We start from the raw sequence: 17211 nt of genomic DNA on the forward strand, positions 1-17211 counted from the left end.
GCCGGGCGGGTCGACCCACCCCATCGGCCAAAGAACTCTACGGAAGCGAGAATTCACCACCGTGACTGCTCTGACTCTCAGCACCGCCGCCGCGTCCGGCCTCCGTGCCGACGCGATCGTCGTCGGCGTCGCCAAGGGCACTGCCTCAGCCAAGGGGACTCTGGTTGTCGCGCCCGGCGCCGAGACCGTGGACAAGGCGTACGACGGCAAGCTCGCGTCCGTTCTGGAGACCCTCGGCGCCACCGGCGGCGAGGGCGAGGTGACCAAGCTGCCCGCGCCCTCCGGCTTCAAGGCGCCGGTCGTCCTCGCGGTCGGCCTCGGCACGGTGCCGGAGAAGGACGAGACGTACGGCACGGATGCCCTGCGCCGCGCCGCCGGTACCGCCGCGCGCGCCCTGTCCGGCTCGAAGAAGGCCGCGTTCGCGCTGCCCGCCGAGGACGCCGATGACGCCGGCGCGATCGCCGAGGGCGCGCTGCTCGGCGCGTACTCCTTCGACGCGTACAAGGACAACGGCACCGCGAAGGGCAAGAACGCCAAGGACGGCAAGGACGCCAAGGGTCCGCTCGCCGAGATCGTCCTGCTCGGCGGCAAGCCCCGCGACAAGGCGTACAAGGCCGCGGTCGAGCGCGCCATCGCCGTGTCCGAGGAGCTCAACCGCGCCCGCGACCTCATCAACACGCCGCCGAACGACCTGAACCCCGAGGCCTTCGCCGCGGTCGCCTCCGCGGCCGCCAAGGAGCACGGGATCAAGGTCCAGGTCCTGGACGAGAAGGCGCTCGCCAAGGGCGGCTACGGCGGCATCCTCGGCGTCGGCATCGGCTCGGACGCCCCGCCGCGCCTGGTCAAGCTCTCGTACACGTCGTCCAAGGCGAAGAAGCACCTCGCCTTCGTCGGCAAGGGCATCACGTACGACTCGGGCGGCATCTCGCTGAAGCCCGCCGGTCACAACGAGACCATGAAGTGCGACATGGCCGGCGCGGCCGCCGTCTTCGCCGCCGTCGTCTCCGCGGCCCGCCTGGGCCTCGAGGTGAACGTCACCGGCTGGCTGGCACTGGCCGAGAACATGCCGTCCGGCTCCGCGACCCGCCCCGGCGATGTCCTGCGGATGTACAGCGGCAAGTCCGTCGAGGTGCTCAACACCGACGCCGAGGGCCGTCTGGTCCTGGCCGACGCGATCGCCAAGGCCTCCGAGGACAAGCCCGACGCGATCGTCGACGTGGCGACGCTGACCGGCGCCATGATGATGGCGCTCGGCAACCGCACCTTCGGGATCATGGCCAACGACGACGCGTTCCGCGCCGCGATCCACGACGCGTCCGAGGACGCGGGCGAGCCGTCCTGGCCGATGCCGCTGCCCGAGCACCTGAAGAAGGGCATGGACTCCCCCACCGCCGACATCGCCAACATGGGCGAGCGCATGGGCGGCGGTCTGGTGGCCGGTCTCTTCCTCCAGGAGTTCGTCGGCGAGGGCATCACCTGGGCGCACCTGGACATCGCGGGCCCGGCCTTCAACGAGGGCGGCCCGTTCGGCTACACGCCCAAGGGCGGCACCGGCACCGCGGTGCGCACCCTGGTCCGCCTCGCCGAGCGCACGGCCGCGGGCGACCTCGGCTGACCTGCCGGTCCGTCGTACGCGGGCAGGGGCCCGGACATCCAGGTGTCCGGGCCCCTGCCGATTTCGCCCTCGACGAAATCCGTACGTTCATACGCCTGAGCAACGCCCGACGTGGCGAATCAGACGTCTCACAGCCCGGCCCGCCGTCCCACCTCTCGCCGACAAGTGCGAAGATGGGTTCTCGGCAGGACAGGGCCCCCACCACAGGGCCGAAACAAGAGCGGCCGATACCAGCCGACCGACCGGTCGTCCCCCGAGAAAAGGGGTCCGGCGTACGGCGCACATGCATGGAGGACGTGACGTGGCGAACGACGCCAGCACCGTTTTCGACCTAGTGATCCTCGGCGGCGGTAGCGGCGGTTACGCCGCGGCACTGCGCGCGTCGCAGCTGGGCCTGGACGTCGCCCTGATCGAGAAGGGCAAGGTCGGCGGCACCTGCCTGCACAACGGCTGCATCCCGACGAAGGCGCTGCTGCACGCCGGCGAGATCGCCGACCAGGCACGCGAGGCCGACCAGTTCGGCGTGAAGGCCACCTTCGAGGGCATCGACATGGCGGCCGTCCACAAGTACAAGGACGACGTGATCTCGGGCCTCTACAAGGGCCTCCAGGGACTCATCGCCTCGCGCAAGGTGACGTACATCGAGGGCGAGGGCAAGCTCTCGTCGCCGACCTCCGTGGACGTGAACGGCCAGCGTGTCCAGGGCCGCCACGTGCTCCTCGCGACCGGCTCCGTGCCGAAGTCGCTGCCGGGCCTGGAGATCGACGGCAACCGCATCATCTCCTCGGACCACGCGCTGACCCTGGACCGCGTGCCGAAGTCCGCGATCATCCTGGGCGGCGGCGTCATCGGCGTCGAGTTCGCCTCGGCGTGGAAGTCCTTCGGCTCCGAGGTCACCGTCGTCGAGGGCCTCAAGCACCTCGTGCCGGTGGAGGACGAGAACTCCTCGAAGCTTCTTGAGCGCGCGTTCCGCAAGCGCGGCATCAAGTTCAACCTCGGCACCTTCTTCGAGAAGGCCGAGTACACGCAGGACGGCGTCCGCGTGACCCTCGCCGACGGCAAGACCTTCGAGGCCGAGGTGCTTCTGGTCGCCATCGGCCGCGGCCCGGTCTCCGCCGGTCTCGGCTACGAGGAGCAGGGCGTCGCGATGGACCGCGGCTACGTCCTCGCCGACGAGTACATGCAGACCAACGTCCCGACCATCTCGGCCGTGGGCGACCTGGTGCCGACCCTCCAGCTCGCGCACGTCGGCTTCGCCGAGGGCATCCTGGTGGCGGAGCGCCTGGCCGGTCTCAAGACCGTCCCGATCGACTACGACGGCGTGCCGAAGGTGACGTACTGCCACCCCGAGGTCGCCTCCGTGGGCATCACCGAGGCCAAGGCCAAGGAGATCTACGGCGCGGACAAGGTCGTCGCCCTCAAGTACAGCCTGGCGGGCAACGGCAAGAGCAAGATCCTCAAGACCGCGGGCGAGATCAAGCTCGTCCAGGTCAAGGACGGTGCCGTGGTCGGCGTCCACATGGTCGGCGACCGCATGGGCGAGCAGGTCGGCGAAGCCCAGCTGATCTACAACTGGGAAGCGCTGCCGGCCGAGGTCGCCCAGCTCATCCACGCCCACCCGACGCAGAACGAGGCGATGGGCGAGGCCCACCTGGCCCTCGCGGGCAAGCCGCTGCACTCCCACGACTGACCCTCAGTTTCGGGCGCGACGACCACAGACTTCCGCAATTCGTAAGGAGCAACTGAAACCATGGCGGTTTCCGTATCCCTTCCGGCGCTCGGCGAGAGCGTCACCGAGGGCACTGTCACCCGTTGGCTGAAGGCCGAGGGCGAGCGCGTCGAGGCCGACGAGCCGCTGCTCGAGGTCTCGACCGACAAGGTCGACACCGAGATCCCCTCCCCTGCCGCCGGCATCCTGGCGTCCATCAAGGTCGCCGAGGACGAGACCGTCGAGGTCGGCGCCGAGCTGGCCGTCATCGACGACGGCAGCGGCGCCCCCGCCGCCGAGTCCGCCCCGGCCGCCGAGCCGGCGCAGGCCGAGGCTCCGGCCCCGGCCGCCGAGGCCCCCGCGGCTCCGGCTCCCGCCGCCGAGGCGCCCGCCGCCGAGGCCCCTGCCGCACCGGCCGGTGGCGCCTCCGGTACCGACGTCACGCTGCCCGCACTGGGCGAGTCGGTCACCGAGGGCACCGTCACCCGTTGGCTGAAGGAGGTCGGCGAGGAGGTCGCGGAGGACGAGCCCCTGCTCGAGGTCTCCACGGACAAGGTCGACACCGAGATCCCCTCCCCGACCGCGGGCGTGCTGCTCGAGATCGTCGTGGGCGAGGACGAGACCGCCGAGGTCGGTGCCAAGCTCGCCGTCATCGGCGCTCCCGGTGCCGCGCCGGCTCCCGCCAAGGAGGAGGCCCCGGCCGCCCCCGCGCAGCAGGAGGCGCCCAAGCAGGAGGCGCCCAAGCAGGAGGCCGCCCCGGCTCCCGCGCAGCCCGCCGCTCCGGCACAGCCCGCCGCCCCCGCGCAGCCCGCCGCCCCGGCGCAGCCCGCGGCTCCGGCCGCTCCGGCCACGCCCGCCCAGGCCAAGCCCGCCGCTCAGGCACCGGCCGCGCCTGCCGCCCCGGCGTCCCCGGCCTCCCCGGCCGACGACGGCGCGTACGTCACGCCGCTGGTGCGCAAGCTGGCCAACGAGCACGGCGTGAGCCTCTCGGACGTCAAGGGCACCGGCGTCGGTGGCCGCATCCGCAAGCAGGACGTCATCGCGGCCGCCGAGGCCAAGAAGACCGCTCCGGCTCCGGCCGCCGCCGCTGCCCCGGCCGCCGCGAAGGCCCCGGCCATCGAGGCGTCCCCGCTGCGCGGCCAGACGGTCAAGATGACCCGCATGCGCAAGGTCATCGGCGACAACATGATGAAGGCGCTGCACTCGCAGGCCCAGCTGACCTCGGTCGTCGAGGTCGACATCACGAAGCTGATGAAGCTGCGCGCCAAGGCGAAGGACTCGTTCGCGGCTCGCGAGGGCGTCAAGCTCTCCCCGATGCCGTTCTTCGTCAAGGCCGCCGCCCAGGCGCTGAAGGCCCACCCGGTCGTCAACGCCCGGATCAACGACGACGAAGGCACCATCACGTACTTCGACTCGGAGAACATCGGCATCGCCGTTGACGCCGAGAAGGGTCTGATGACGCCGGTCATCAAGGGTGCGGGCGACCTGAACATCGCCGGTATCTCCAAGAAGACCGCCGAGCTGGCCGGCAAGGCCCGTGGCGGTGGCCTCACCCCGGACGACATGTCCGGCGCCACCTTCACGGTCTCCAACACCGGTTCGCGCGGTGCCCTGTTCGACACGGTCATCGTGCCGCCGAACCAGGCCGCGATCCTGGGCATCGGTGCCACGGTCAAGCGTCCGGTCGTCATCAACCACCCGGACCTCGGCGAGACCATCGCCATCCGTGACATGACGTACCTCTCGCTCTCCTACGACCACCGTCTGGTGGACGGCGCGGACGCCGCCCGCTACCTGACCACGGTCAAGGCGATCCTGGAGGCCGGCGAGTTCGAGGTCGAGCTCGGCCTGTAGTCGTGCGGCCCGCAGGGCTGTAAGACTCGTCTCATCAGGGCGTACGCCCCCGTTCGGAGGTTTCCGGGCGGGGGCGTCGCCGTATTGTCTAGGGGTCACCACGCCCTGGGGCGCTGCCCCCGCCGGAGGAGCCCACATGACCGCGCCCGTCGTTCACTCGCTGCGCGAACAGATCCGCGAGCACATCGTGGAGGGGATCGTCAGCGGGCGCTGGCAGCCGGGCGAGCGGATCGTGGAGCGGCGGATCGCCGTGGAGCTGGAGGTCTCGCAGACTCCCGTGCGCGAGGCCCTGCGCGAGCTGGAGACGCTGCGGCTCATCGAGTCCGCGCCCAACAAGGGCGTCCGCGTAAGGAACTTGACCGCGGCGGACCTGGAGGAGAGCTACCCCGTCCGTGCGGGTCTGGAGGCCATCGCCGCGGAGCTGGCGGCCGAGAGCCTGGCCGAGGACTGCTCGGCCCTGGAGCCCCATGTCGCCGCCCTGTACGAGGCGGACCGGGCCGCCGACGGCACCTCTCAGGTGCGGCACACGGTCGGTTTCCACCGGGAGTTGGTGCGGGCCGCCAACAACTCCGTTCTGCTGCACACCTGGGAGGGCCTGGGCATCGAGGTCTTCACCGCCCTGTCGATCCGCTGGCTCGGCACGGTGCAGCAGTCGTACGCGGAGGAGCACGAGGCCCTGGTCTCGGCCTTCCAGCGGCGGGATCCCGCGATCGCGGAGCTGGTGAAGTCCCACGTGCTGGGCTGCGCGCCCCGCCCCTGACGGTCCCCGCGGCACCGCTCACCGTAGGAGCACGAGGGCGCTCATACGTGCTCTCACCTGCGACGTTCCTTCAAATCGAAGGCACCGCGTGCCCGGTTTGTTGGCACCGGATGCCTACTTTCTCAATATGAAGGAGTTTTCGCCTTCAACCCTTTGATCGATCATCGATCACGGAGTTAGAGTCTCCGACGGGCTCACACCAGAGCCTCACGCCCTGTCCTGCCAAAGACTTCGGGCAACCCCACCCCTTACCGAACAGGGGACCCCCTCCGACTCAGGAAGGCGGCGACATGACCGACCCCTCCGCAATCCAGCCGAGCGAGCTCGACCAGCTCCCGGACCGCGACCCCGAGGAGACCGCCGAATGGCAGGCCTCCCTGGACGCCGTTACCCAGGCGGCCGGGCCGCACCGTGCCGCGTACTTGATGCGACGCACGCTGGAGCGCGCCGAGGGCGCGGGCCTGGCGCTGCCCAAGCTCCTTGAGACCGACTACGTCAACACCATCCCCACCTCCGCCGAGCCGGCCGTCGAGGGCGACGAGGCGATGGAGCAGCGGATCGCCGCGTGGAACCGCTGGAACGCGGCCGCGATGGTGACCCGGGGCAGCAAACACGGCGTCGGTGGCCACATCGCCACCTTCGCCTCCGCCGCCTGGCTGTACGAGACCGGCTTCAACCACTTCTTCAAGGGCAAGGAGGGTGACGGGTCCGGCGACCAGCTCTACATCCAGGGCCACGCCTCCCCCGGCATCTACGCCCGCGCCTTCCTTGACGGCCGTCTGAACGAGACGCAGCTCGACAACTTCCGCCAGGAGGCGGGCGGCAACGGCCTGCCGTCCTACCCGCACCCGCGCCGTCTGCCCTGGCTGTGGGAGTTCCCGACCGTCTCCATGGGCCTCGGCCCGCTGTCGGCGATCTACCAGGCGCGCTTCAACCGCTACCTCACCAACCGCAACATCAAGGACGTCTCCGCCTCGCACGTGTGGGCGTTCCTCGGTGACGGCGAGATGGACGAGCCCGAGTCGACGGCAGCCCTCGCGCTCGCCGCGCGTGAGGGTCTCGACAACCTCACGTACGTCATCAACTGCAACCTCCAGCGCCTCGACGGCCCCGTCCGCGCCAACTTCCGCGTGGTGCAGGAGCTGGAGGCCCAGTTCCGCGGCGCCGGCTGGAACGTCGTCAAGGTCCTGTGGGGCAACGCCTGGGACGAGCTCTTCCAGCTCGACACCACGGGCGCGCTGGTCCGCCGCCTGCGCGAGGTGCCGGACGCGCAGTTCCAGACGTACGCCACGCGCGACGCCGCCTACATCCGCGAGCACTTCTTCGGCTCCGAGCCCGCGCTCGTCGAGCTGGGCAAGCTGCTCACGGACGACAAGATCAGCGAGTGTTTCCACCTCTCGCGCGGCGGCCACGAGGCCCGCAAGGTCTACGCGGCCTACCGTGCGGCGCTCACCCACAAGGGCGCGCCGACCGTGATCCTCGCGCAGACGGTCAAGGGCTTCACGCTCGGCAAGGGCTTCGAGTCCAAGAACGCCAACCACCAGATGAAGAAGCTCACGGTGGACGAGTTCAAGGACATGCGCGACCTCCTCGAGCTGCCGATCCCGGACAGCGCGTTCGTCGACGGCCAGGTGCCCTACGGCCACCCGGGCGCCGACGCCCCCGAGGTCCGCTACCTCCAGGAGCGCCGTGCCGCGCTCGGCGGTCCTGCCCCGGCCCGCCGCACGCAGCCGATCGCGCCGCTGCCCGCACCGGCCGACAAGTCGTTCGCCTCGTTCGACAAGGGCTCCGGCAGCCAGTCGATGGCCACCACCATGGCCTTCGTACGCCTGGTCAAGGACCTGATCCGCGACAAGGAGACCGGCAAGCGCTGGGTGCCGATCGTCCCCGACGAGGCGCGCACCTTCGGCATGGAGTCGCTCTTCCCGTCGCTCGGCATCTACTCGCCCAAGGGCCAGACGTACGAGCCGGTCGACCGCGACCAGCTGATGTACTACCGCGAGGCGAAGGACGGCCAGATCCTCAACGAGGGGATCACCGAGGCCGGCTCGATGGCGGACTTCATCGCCGCGTCGTCGTCGTACGCGACGCACGGCGAAGCCATGATCCCGTTCTACATCTTCTACTCGATGTTCGGCTGGCAGCGCACGGCCGACCAGATGTGGCAGCTCGGCGACCAGCTCGGCCGCGGCTTCCTCGTCGGCGCCACCGCCGGTCGTACGACGCTGACGGGTGAGGGTCTGCAGCACGCGGACGGTCACTCGCCGGTGATCGCCGCGACGAACCCCGCCGCCATGTCGTACGACCCGGCCTTCGCCTACGAGGTCGCGGCGATCGTCAAGGACGGTCTGCGCCGGATGTACGGCGACGCCGCCCCCGGTGAGGACCAGAACGTCTTCTACTACCTCACCGTCTACAACGAGCCGATGCCGCAGCCCGCGAAGCCCGCGGGTGTCGACGAGGGCATCATCAAGGGCCTCTACCGCTTCAACACGGCCGAGACCGCGGGGCACTCCCCCGCCGCCAACGCCTCGCGCATCCAGCTGATCGGTTCGGGCACGGCCATCCACTGGACCCTCTCCGCGCAGAAGATGCTCGCCGAGGAGTGGGGCGTGGCCGCCGACGTGTGGTCCGCGACCTCCTGGACCGAGCTGCGCCGCGACGCCCTGGAGGCGGACGAGGCGATCCTGCGGGGCGAGGAGCGCACTCCGTACGTGCGTACGGCACTTGAGGGTGCGCAGGGTCCCGTGCTGGCGGTCTCCGACTACATGCGCCAGGTGCCGGACCAGATCGCGCAGTGGGTCGAGCAGGACTACTCGTCGCTGGGCGCGGACGGCTTCGGCCTCTCCGACACGCGTGACGCCGCGCGTCGCCACTTCGGCATCGACGCGGAGTCGATCGTCGTGGCCGCGCTCGCGCAGCTGGCGCGGCGGGGCGAGGTTCCCGCTTCCGCGGTGAAGGAAGCTCGGGCGAAGTACGGTCTGTAGCCTTCGGCCTGATGCGGGTCCCTGCCGGGTGGCGGGGGCCCGCTTTCGGCTGCGGGTGCGTCTTCGGTTTCTTTCACGCCCACCCACCCGATGCCCGGTGGCGACTACCGGTAGCGGCCGGCCATGTGGTGGGCCGCTGCCGCGAATCGCTCCCTCAGGGTCGTCGGCTCCAGGATCTCCGCCTCCGGGCCCAGGGACATGAGCTGGGTGTAGGCGACCGTCTCGTTCTCCACGGCGAGGGTCAGCGTCACCCAGCCCTCGCCGTCCGGGGCGCTCGCGGTCGTCAGCGCTTCTTGCGTGGACGCCGAGTCCGTGGCGTACGGCAGCTGTCGTACGCCCTGCTCGGAGAGCCGCAGCACGACCTCGGAGCGCAGGATCGCGCGCGCGAACTGCGCGGCCCGCTCCTCCCAGAAGCCCGGCAGGTCGAACTCCTCGTCGCGTACGAAGCGCTCCTCGCCCGCGGCGAGCGCGGTGAACCGGTCGATGCGGTACACCCGGAACGAGCCCGTGTCGGGCACCCGCGCGCACAGGTACCAGACACCGGCCTTGAGCACGAGGCCGTAGGGCTCCAACTCCCTTTCCACCTCGGCGTCCTGGCGCCGGTAGCGGGCGGTTACGCACCGGTCGTCCCACACCGCGTCCGCCAGCGCGGGCAGCAGCTCGGGCGCCGGCGTCTCCTTGAACCAGCCCGGCGCGTCCAGGTGGAACCGCTGCGAGGCGTTCTGCGAGGCGTCCCGCAGTGAGGGCATCAGCGCCGCCGACACCTTCAGGCGGGCCGCCGACGCCGCGTCCTCCAGGCCCATCTCCCGCAGCGCGCCCGGCACTCCGGACAGGAACAGGGCCTCCGCCTCGCTGCGGCCGAGGCCGGTGAGCCGGGTGCGGTAGCCGCCGATGAGGCGGTAGCCGCCGGTCCTGCCGCGGTCCGCGTAGACCGGGACGCCGGCCTCCGAAAGCGCCTGGGCGTCCCGGGTGATGGTCCGCTCGGAGACTTCGAGCTCGCCCGCGAGCTCGGCGGCGGTCATGGAGGGGCGGGCCTGGAGCAGAAGCACCATCTTGATGAGGCGGGCAGCGCGCATGCCCCCATGATGCCGCTAGCGGTAGAGCGCGCATGCCCCCACGATGCCGCTAGCGGTAGTCGGTGACGTCCGCGGTCTTGCTCTCCTGGTCGACCTCCGTCAGGTACCGCCAGGCGTCGGGCGCCGAACCGTCGACGTCCGTGAAGCCGTACTCCTTGGCGAGGCCGCCGCTGGAGAGCGAGGTGCCGTTCCAGCGGGCCACTTCGGGGTCGGAGGCCAGCGCGACCAGGGCCCTGCCGATGAACGTCGGGGTCTCGGAGATCGCGAAGTGCGGGTTCTGCGCGCAGCCCTCCTGCCAGTTCTCCTCCGTCACCTTGAAGGCCGTGTCGAGCATGAACTCGGAGCGCAGCCAGCCGGGGGTCAGGCAGAGGGCCGTGCAGCCGTACTCCTTGAGCTCCTCGGCGAGGCCGCGCGCCATCCGCAGCGGGGTCGCCTTGGCCAGGTCGTAGTAGAAGGGCTTGCGGTAGTTGGGGCCGTTGTACTCCTCGGTGCCGTCGGTGACCTCGACGACCAGGCCGCCGGGGTTCTTGACGAGCAGCGGCAGCGCGTACCGGCTGGTGACGATGTGGGTCTCGATGCCCAGGCGCATCAGGCGCAGCCCCTTGCCGAGGTCGTGCTCCCACATCTTCTTGTCCCACTCGACGTGGACGTCACCGCCCCAGATGTCGTTGACCAGGATGTCCAGGCGGCCCTGTTCGCGGTCGATGCGCTCGACGAGCGCCTCGACCTGCTCCGGCTCCAGATGATCGGTGGGTACGGCGATTCCGGTGCCTGTCCCGCCCGCCTCCCTGCCCGCGGCGGTGATCAGCTCCGCGGTCTCCTCGATGGTCTCCGTGGTGCGGCCGACCTCGCTGGTGTGCGCGCGGGTCGTGCGTCCCGTCGCGTACACCGTGGCTCCGGCCCGGCCGAGCTCCACGGCCATGGCGCGGCCGGCGCCGCGGGTGGCCCCGGCGACGAGGGCGATCTTCCCGGTCAGTGGCTGCGGAACTGCGTGGGTGCGGTCCATCTCGCCGTCCATGTCCCCGTCCGTGTCCCTGTCCATGTCCCTGTCCATGTCCCTGTACGTGTCGCTGTCCATGCTTGTGAGGCTGCCACCCAATGCCGACATCTGCTGTCGGGTTTTCCATGGGCATGTGCACGCATAACGAGACAGCCGCATCCGCCGCACTCCGCGTGCGTACCCACCCCCCAGGACCGATGCTTGTCCCGTGATGGACGAGACGGAGTTCTGGGAGATCGTGGACCGCACCCGCGTGGCCGCCGAGGGCGACCCCGAGGACCACGCGGACCTGCTCACCGAGAGGCTGCTGGAGCTCGAGCCGGACATGGTGCTCGACTTCGCCCGTCACTTCGAGGCGCGCTACAACCGCGCGTACCGCTGGGACCTCTGGGGAGCCTCCTGGATCATCCTCGGCGGCGCGAGCGACGACGCCTTCGACTACTTCCGCTGCTGGCTGATCGGCCAGGGGCGTGAGGTCTTCGAGGGAGCCCTGCACGACCCCGACTCGCTGGCGGATCTCCTCGACGACTTCGACGAGGAGATCGACGGCGACGGCGAGGAGCTCGGCTTCGCGGCGGACGAGGCCTACGAACAGCTCACCGGCGTCGTCACCCCCGACCTCGGCATCGCTCCCGCCCCTCAGGAGCCGGCGGGGACACCGCTCGACTTCGAGAACGAGGCGACGATGGCCCAGCGCTACCCCAAGCTGTGGGAACGATTCGGCGAGATCGACTGAGGCCCGCACATCCCGGCGGCTTCCACCGGGTCCCCGGCTTTACGGGCTCTACGGGCTCTACGGGCTCTACGGGCTCTATCGGCTCTACCGGCTCTGCAACCGCGCGGCCCTCTCCCTGATCGCGGGGAGCGCGGCCGTCAGGGCCGCGCCCGGGCAGTGCGTGTAGTAGCCGTCGTTGTGCCCCGAGACCGCGCTGAACTTCCCGCTCGTCCCCGCCGCGTACTTGCTGAGGCTGTGCGAGGAGACCAGCCGCACCGTGGAGCGCGGGTCCACGTCCGAGAGCCCGAGCTTCCACGCGGCCAGCGCCGCCACCGCATCGGTCATCACCTTGGGGACGGGGACCCCCGCCGTGAACGTCCCGATCGCCGCTATCCCCACCGACCCCTGGTTGAAGCCCTGCGTGTGCGCGCCGACCACGGCCCTCTCGATGCCTCCCGCACGCCCTTCGTAGACGGTCCCGCACCGGTCGACGAGGAAGTTGTAGCCGATGTCGTCCCACTTCCTTCCCTCGACCTGGCCCGCGTACAGATAGCGGATGATGCGCGGGGCATCGGCGCAGTCGTAGCCGTTCGGCGAGTCCGTGTGGTGCACGAACACCGCCCGGACCCGGTCGGCGTACCGGACGGGCGGCGCCGGCACCGCACCGGCCAGCCACTTGGCCCGCGGCACCACGTGAGGCCGGGCCGCCGGATGCCCCGCTGCCCGCCGCGCCGCGCCCTCGTCCTCCCGCCCCGGCTCCCCCGAGGCTCCGGGCCCCGCGAACAGCGCGCACATCAGCAGAAGCCCCGCGACCACGGCGGCGGGCACGCAGCACAGCGCCACACGCACCGCCAACGGCAGGCGCGCCGCGGACACCCCACGGAAGACACGCATGGTCCGACTCTCCGGCCCACCCGCACCGCCCGCGATCCGCGGTCCGCCACTCGGCTGAACCGGAGGCCGAGGCGGCCGGCCCTGAGGCCGGAGCGCCCGGTCCGTCAGAAGTGGGTGCCGCCGTCGACCCGGACCTCGGTGCCGGTGATGAACTTGCCGTCCTCCGAGCCGAGCAGGGCGACCACCGAGGCCACGGACTCCGGTCCCGCGAAGCCCTGCCCGATGGCCGGGGCCAGCTTCACGAACAGGCTCATGTCGGCGTCCTGGGGCAGGCCGGGGCCCACGCTCTGCCTGCTGGCGCCGCTGCCGTCGGTCATGCCGCTGGATATGGAGCCGGGCTGGACGGCGTTGAACCGGATGCCCTGCTTGCCGTACTCGGCGGCCAGCGCGTGCGTCATGGACTGGATGCCGCCCTTGCTCGCCGCGTACGCCGCCATGTACGGGTGGGCGAACATCGCCGAGGTGGAGCTGAAGTTGACCACGGCGGCGTCATCGCCTTCGAGCAGCGCCGGGATGGCCTCGCGGATCACCAGGAACGTGCCGACCAGGTTGACCTGGATGACGCGGTTGAAGGAATCCAGGCTGGTCTCGTGCGTGTGCGAGGAGCGGAGCACGCCCGCCGCGTTCACCAGGACGTCCAGGCCGCCGAGCGCGGTGACGGCGGCGGCGACGCCCTCGCGCACCGAGGTCTCGTCCGCGATGTCGACCACGAGGGTGGTGAGGCGGTCGGCCGCCGCGCCCGCCTTCTCGGAGGTGTCCTTCAGGCCCGCCTCGCTGACGTCGGCGGCCACGACCTCGCCGCCCTCTTCGAGAAGCCGCAGGACGGTGGCCTGTCCGATGCCCGAGCCACCGCCGGTGACGAGTGCGCGACGGCCTGCGTAGCGGTTCATGAAATGCCTCCGATCAACTCCGGGCTCCCGGATCCGTCCATGGATGCGCCCATGGACCCGGCCTTCCCGATCTGATTTCAATGTACGCCTCTCTGGCACGTTTTGCCATGGCGACAATTCATGTATCAGGGTGAGGGCCGCGCGTAGGCTGCGACGGTGAGCACCCATCCGTCGCAGCCATCGCCGCCGCCGTCACAGCCCTCACCGCCGTCACTGACCGAGCGCCGCAAAGCGGCCACGCAGCTCGACATCGCCCGCGCCGCCGCCGAGCTCTTCGCCGAGCGCGGCCCGGACGGCACCACCGCCGAGGAGATCGCGGGCCGGGCCGGAGTGGCGCTGCGCACCTTCTACCGGTACTTCCGCAACAAGCAGGACGCGGTCGCGCCGCTCCTCGCCGGGGGCGCCGCCGAGTGGCGGGCCCATCTGGCGGGCCTCGACCCGGCCACCGGCGTGCCGACGGCCCTGGAGCAGTCCATCGCGGACGCGCTGACCGCCGCGGACGACCGCGCGGCCGACTCCCTGGAGTGGACCCGCGGCCTGCTGCGCGCCGCGCAGGACGATCCGGCGCTGCGCGCCGTCTGGTACCGCGTGAACCAGGAGTCCGAGGAACAGCTCGTGCCCGTGCTCGCCCGCCTGGCCGGGGACGGCGCGGACGAGCTGGACGTGCGCCTGGCCGCCGCGGCCGCCACCGACGCCATCCGCCTGGCCCTGGAGACCTGGGCCGCCACGGACGCACCCACCGAGGGGCCCGGCTCCCCCGCCGTCCTTGCGGTGCGCTGTCTGCGCGAGCTGACGGGCGGGCTGCGGCTTCTCGACCCCCGCCGCGACGGCCACTGAGGCGCGGCGCCCCCACCGCGGCACCGGATCAAGCCCTGTCCTTGGCTACAGCTCCGAGCCCGGCCCCGGCCCCGGCCCCGGCCCCGGCCCCGGCCCCGGCCCACGGTCAAGCCGTAGGTCGAGCCCCACGTCCAGCGAGAACGCCAGCAGCGCCACGTCGTCCCCGACCCCGCCGGAGAACCGCACCAGGTCCCTCCAGACCACGGACGTCAGCGCCGCCGGATCGTCCAGCACGTCGGCGGAGAGCACCGAGAGACGCTCGGCCAGCGGGTAGAAGGCGCCGGAAGCGTCCCGCGCCTCGGTCACCCCGTCGGTCACCACGAGCAGCCGGTCGCCGGGCTTCAGGCCCACGGTCACCCCTTCGGGCGGGGCGACACCGGCGATCCCCAGGCCCAGCGGAGCGCCCGGCGCCACGGCGAGCTCCTGGACGGCGCCACCGCGCAGCAGCAGCGGGGGCGGGTGTCCGCAGGAAACGATCCGCAGCTCGGGGGCGTCGTCCCGGAACTCCAGGAGGACGGCGGTGGCGAAGAGCTCGGCGTGCTCGGCCTCCTCGGAGTCGACCACCAGACGCCGGTCGAGACGGGCGGCCACCCCCTCCAGGTCGGGCTGGTCGAGGACCGCCTCCCGGAAGGCACCGAGCAGCGCGGCGACCGTGCCGACGGCGGCGAGGCCGTGCCCCTGCACGTCGCCGACCAGCGCCCGTACGCCGCCGGGCGCCTTGCGCACGTCGAAGAGATCGCCGCCGACCAGCGTCCCGCCCTGCGCGGCGCGGTAGAGGCCCGCGCAGCGCACCGGGCCCACGCGCTCCGGCAGCGGCGGCAGGACGGCGAACTGGGCGGCCTCCGCGACGGTGCGGACGGTGACGAGCTGGGTGTCGCGCCGACTGCGTACCCAGGCGAACACGATGCTCAGGAGCGCCACGAAGGCGACCGTCAGGACATCGCTGTCACCGGGGCGGCCCAGTCCGAAGCCCGGCACGTAGAGCAGCAGCACCACGGTGCCACCGAGGAGGGCCGTGGCCGACGCGCCGTACGACAGCGCGGCCAGCGGCGGCACGGCGGCGAGCAGGAAGCTGAGGTCGACCGTCTTCGGGGTGGACAGCTGGATCACGCAGATCACGGCGAGGAGCACGGGCGGCGGCCAGCGCACCCAGGGGGGCGGCGGCGCGCCGCGCAGCCACCCCGGCTCCTCCCGGTCCCGCCGACTGGCAGCAGCGACCCTGAACATCGGTTCGCTCCTTCCGGTCGACCTCCCCACGCTCCTACGCGCGCGTGCCCGCCGCACGCCGGGCCGGTCCGTCGGGTGCCGAATCCCCGCCCGGGGGCCATGGCGGCCCCCGGGCGGGTCAGAGCACGAGCCCCATCAGCACGTCGTCCACGTACGCGCCGTCGAGGAAGAACTCGCCCGGCAGCACCCCCTCGACGACGAAGCCCTCGGAGGCGTAGAGCGTCCGGGCCGGAGTGTTGTGCCCGAGCACCCGCAGCGTGACGCGCCGCGCGCCCTGGCGGCGGGCCAGCTCCACCGCGGCCCTGACCAGCCCGCGTCCCACTCCCCTGCCGCGTGCCTCGTCCGCGACGGCGAAGCCCAGGATCTGGCGCACGTGGGCGTTGGCGAGGAGGGAGGTGGGAAAACCGATCCGTATGTAGCCGACCACTTCGCCGTGCAGCTCGGCCACCAAGTGGTCGCGCGGGCCGAAGCGTTCGCTGAAGAACGGCGGGTACGGGAGCTGCGGGGCAGGCTGTACCGCGTGCAGGGTCGACCAGGTGACGCGGTCGAGGCGGCCGAGGGCTTCTTCGTCGTCCGGCAGAGCGGTACGTATGTGCGTGTCCGGCATGGGCGTCACTGTACGACGGACACCGGGCGCCTCTCGGCGGGTTTCCGGGGCAGGATGGCGTCATGGAGCCCACCGAGTCCGAGCAGCCAGCCCCTTCAGCGCGGCGGTCCCGTATCGCCGTGGCCGGTGCGTCCGGCCTCATCGGAACGGCGCTGACCCGCGCCCTCACCGACGACGGTCACGAGGTGGTGCGACTGGTGCGCCGGGCACCTCGTACGAAGTACGAGGTGCGATGGGACCCCAAGGAGGGGTACGTCGACACGGCGGGGCTCGCGGGCTGCGACGCGCTGGTCAACCTGGCGGGAGCCGGGGTCGGCGACCACCGCTGGACGGCCGCCTACAAGCAGGAGATCCGCGACAGCAGGGTGCTCGGCACCTCGGCGCTCGCCGAGGCGGCGGCCTCGCTGGACGTGCCGCCCCGCGTGTTCCTGTGCGCGAGCGCGATCGGCTACTACGGAGACACCGGTCAACGCGCGGTGGACGAGAGCGCGCCCGCCGGGGAGGGCTTCCTGCCCTCCCTGTGCGTGGAGTGGGAGGGCGCGGCGGCAGCGGCGCACGAAGCGGGCATCCGCACGGTGTTCGCGCGCAACGGCCTGGTGGTGGCGCGCGAGGGCGGGGCCTGGGGGCGGATGTTCCCGCTCTTCAAGGCGGGGCTCGGCGGACGCCTCGGCGACGGCCGGCAGTACTGGAGCTACATCTCGCTGCACGACGCGGTGGCCGCGCTGCGGCACCTGCTCGACACCGAGACGCTGACGGGGCCGGTGAACCTGACGGCGCCCGATCCGCTCACCAACCGTGAGGTGACGGCCGCGATGGGCCGGGTCCTGCACCGGCCCACGCTCTTCACGGCACCGCGGCCGGCGCTGCGCGTGGTGCTCGGCGAGATGGCCGGCGACGTGCTCGGCAGCCAGCGGGTCCTGCCGACGCGGCTCCTGGAGTCGGGGTTCTCGTTCGCGTTCCCGGGCATCGAGGAGTCGATCCGCGCGGCGCTGCGGTGACCGGCTTCGCGTCCGCGATCGCCGTGCGACCGGCGTGCGACCG

At 71.6% G+C, this 17211-nt stretch carries 14 protein-coding genes; 8 read left to right on the top strand and 6 right to left on the bottom strand.

Annotated features, from left to right (window positions below):
• Positions 1 to 61: 61 nt before the first annotated feature.
• From ACIGXX_RS11050 to aceE, 5 genes are all read left to right on the top strand, one after another.
• A complete protein-coding gene (locus tag ACIGXX_RS11050; RefSeq protein WP_351159534.1) occupies positions 62 to 1615 on the top strand; it encodes a leucyl aminopeptidase in 1554 nt (517 codons plus the stop codon).
• Positions 1616 to 1916: 301 nt separating this feature from the next.
• Positions 1917 to 3305, top strand: coding sequence for a dihydrolipoyl dehydrogenase (gene lpdA / locus ACIGXX_RS11055; RefSeq protein WP_351159536.1), 1389 nt, complete (start codon positions 1917 to 1919; stop codon positions 3303 to 3305).
• Positions 3306 to 3365: 60 nt separating this feature from the next.
• Complete coding sequence (gene sucB / locus ACIGXX_RS11060) at positions 3366 to 5177, top strand: 2-oxoglutarate dehydrogenase, E2 component, dihydrolipoamide succinyltransferase (RefSeq protein ID WP_399974742.1); 1812 nt, start codon at positions 3366 to 3368, stop codon at positions 5175 to 5177.
• Between the two features lie 136 nt (positions 5178 to 5313).
• Positions 5314 to 5937 (top strand): GntR family transcriptional regulator, encoded by a 624-nt coding sequence (locus ACIGXX_RS11065; protein WP_351159541.1) that lies wholly within the window; start codon positions 5314 to 5316, stop codon positions 5935 to 5937.
• 290 nt (positions 5938 to 6227) lie between these two features.
• Entirely contained in the window at positions 6228 to 8924 is a 2697-nt protein-coding gene (gene aceE / locus ACIGXX_RS11070; protein WP_361470547.1) for a pyruvate dehydrogenase (acetyl-transferring), homodimeric type, read from the top strand.
• A gap of 104 nt (positions 8925 to 9028) precedes the next feature.
• Here the strand turns inward: aceE and ACIGXX_RS11075 are convergent, their stop codons facing one another.
• Complete coding sequence (locus ACIGXX_RS11075; protein ID WP_361470549.1) at positions 9029 to 10000, bottom strand: WYL domain-containing protein; 972 nt, start codon at positions 9998 to 10000, stop codon at positions 9029 to 9031.
• A gap of 49 nt (positions 10001 to 10049) precedes the next feature.
• Positions 10050 to 11006: an SDR family oxidoreductase gene (locus ACIGXX_RS11080; RefSeq protein WP_351160637.1), complete on the bottom strand. Its 957-nt coding sequence runs from the start codon at positions 11004 to 11006 to the stop codon at positions 10050 to 10052.
• 205 nt (positions 11007 to 11211) lie between these two features.
• On the opposite strand from ACIGXX_RS11080, the gene ACIGXX_RS11085 reads away from it, so the two are divergent.
• The gene (locus tag ACIGXX_RS11085; protein ID WP_351160639.1) at positions 11212 to 11736 is read left to right on the top strand and encodes a DUF4240 domain-containing protein; all 525 of its coding nucleotides are present in this window, start codon (positions 11212 to 11214) and stop codon (positions 11734 to 11736) included.
• A gap of 84 nt (positions 11737 to 11820) precedes the next feature.
• Here ACIGXX_RS11085 and ACIGXX_RS11090 read toward each other — a convergent pair whose 3' ends face one another.
• Entirely contained in the window at positions 11821 to 12609 is a 789-nt protein-coding gene (locus tag ACIGXX_RS11090; RefSeq protein ID WP_351159547.1) for a peptidoglycan recognition protein, read from the bottom strand.
• A gap of 104 nt (positions 12610 to 12713) precedes the next feature.
• On the bottom strand, positions 12714 to 13499 hold the full coding sequence (locus ACIGXX_RS11095; protein ID WP_383827187.1) for an SDR family NAD(P)-dependent oxidoreductase: 786 nt from the start codon (positions 13497 to 13499) through the stop codon (positions 12714 to 12716).
• Positions 13500 to 13655: 156 nt separating this feature from the next.
• On the opposite strand from ACIGXX_RS11095, the gene ACIGXX_RS11100 reads away from it, so the two are divergent.
• Positions 13656 to 14336, top strand: a complete 681-nt coding sequence (locus ACIGXX_RS11100; RefSeq protein ID WP_361470554.1) for a TetR family transcriptional regulator — start codon at positions 13656 to 13658, stop codon at positions 14334 to 14336.
• Between the two features lie 45 nt (positions 14337 to 14381).
• On the opposite strand, the gene ACIGXX_RS11105 is transcribed toward ACIGXX_RS11100, so the two are convergent.
• The gene (locus ACIGXX_RS11105; protein WP_399974749.1) at positions 14382 to 15563 is read right to left on the bottom strand and encodes a PP2C family protein-serine/threonine phosphatase; all 1182 of its coding nucleotides are present in this window, start codon (positions 15561 to 15563) and stop codon (positions 14382 to 14384) included.
• A gap of 118 nt (positions 15564 to 15681) precedes the next feature.
• On the bottom strand, positions 15682 to 16170 hold the full coding sequence (locus ACIGXX_RS11110; RefSeq protein WP_399974752.1) for a GNAT family N-acetyltransferase: 489 nt from the start codon (positions 16168 to 16170) through the stop codon (positions 15682 to 15684).
• Positions 16171 to 16232: 62 nt separating this feature from the next.
• Between ACIGXX_RS11110 and ACIGXX_RS11115 the strand changes: the two genes are divergently transcribed.
• Positions 16233 to 17168, top strand: a complete 936-nt coding sequence (locus tag ACIGXX_RS11115; RefSeq protein ID WP_399974756.1) for a TIGR01777 family oxidoreductase — start codon at positions 16233 to 16235, stop codon at positions 17166 to 17168.
• Positions 17169 to 17211: the final 43 nt, after the last annotated feature.

The sequence above is a fragment of the Streptomyces sp. NPDC055243 genome (genome assembly GCF_044544025.1).
Lineage (GTDB): Bacteria > Actinomycetota > Actinomycetes > Streptomycetales > Streptomycetaceae > Streptomyces.

Excerpts from the sequence above, each read along its gene's own strand:
- sucB (WP_399974742.1), top strand. The coding sequence starts at position 3,366 with ATGGCGGTTTCCGTATCCCTTCCGGCGCTCGGCGAGAGCGTCACCGAG.
- ACIGXX_RS11065 (WP_351159541.1), top strand. The coding sequence starts at position 5,314 with ATGACCGCGCCCGTCGTTCACTCGCTGCGCGAACAGATCCGCGAGCAC.
- aceE (WP_361470547.1), top strand. The coding sequence starts at position 6,228 with ATGACCGACCCCTCCGCAATCCAGCCGAGCGAGCTCGACCAGCTCCCG.
- ACIGXX_RS11075 (WP_361470549.1), bottom strand. The coding sequence starts at position 10,000 with ATGCGCGCTGCCCGCCTCATCAAGATGGTGCTTCTGCTCCAGGCCCGC.
- ACIGXX_RS11080 (WP_351160637.1), bottom strand. The coding sequence starts at position 11,006 with ATGGACCGCACCCACGCAGTTCCGCAGCCACTGACCGGGAAGATCGCC.
- ACIGXX_RS11085 (WP_351160639.1), top strand. The coding sequence starts at position 11,212 with ATGGACGAGACGGAGTTCTGGGAGATCGTGGACCGCACCCGCGTGGCC.
- ACIGXX_RS11090 (WP_351159547.1), bottom strand. The coding sequence starts at position 12,609 with ATGCGTGTCTTCCGTGGGGTGTCCGCGGCGCGCCTGCCGTTGGCGGTG.
- ACIGXX_RS11095 (WP_383827187.1), bottom strand. The coding sequence starts at position 13,499 with ATGAACCGCTACGCAGGCCGTCGCGCACTCGTCACCGGCGGTGGCTCG.
- ACIGXX_RS11105 (WP_399974749.1), bottom strand. The coding sequence starts at position 15,563 with ATGTTCAGGGTCGCTGCTGCCAGTCGGCGGGACCGGGAGGAGCCGGGG.
- ACIGXX_RS11110 (WP_399974752.1), bottom strand. The coding sequence starts at position 16,170 with ATGCCGGACACGCACATACGTACCGCTCTGCCGGACGACGAAGAAGCC.
- ACIGXX_RS11115 (WP_399974756.1), top strand. The coding sequence starts at position 16,233 with ATGGAGCCCACCGAGTCCGAGCAGCCAGCCCCTTCAGCGCGGCGGTCC.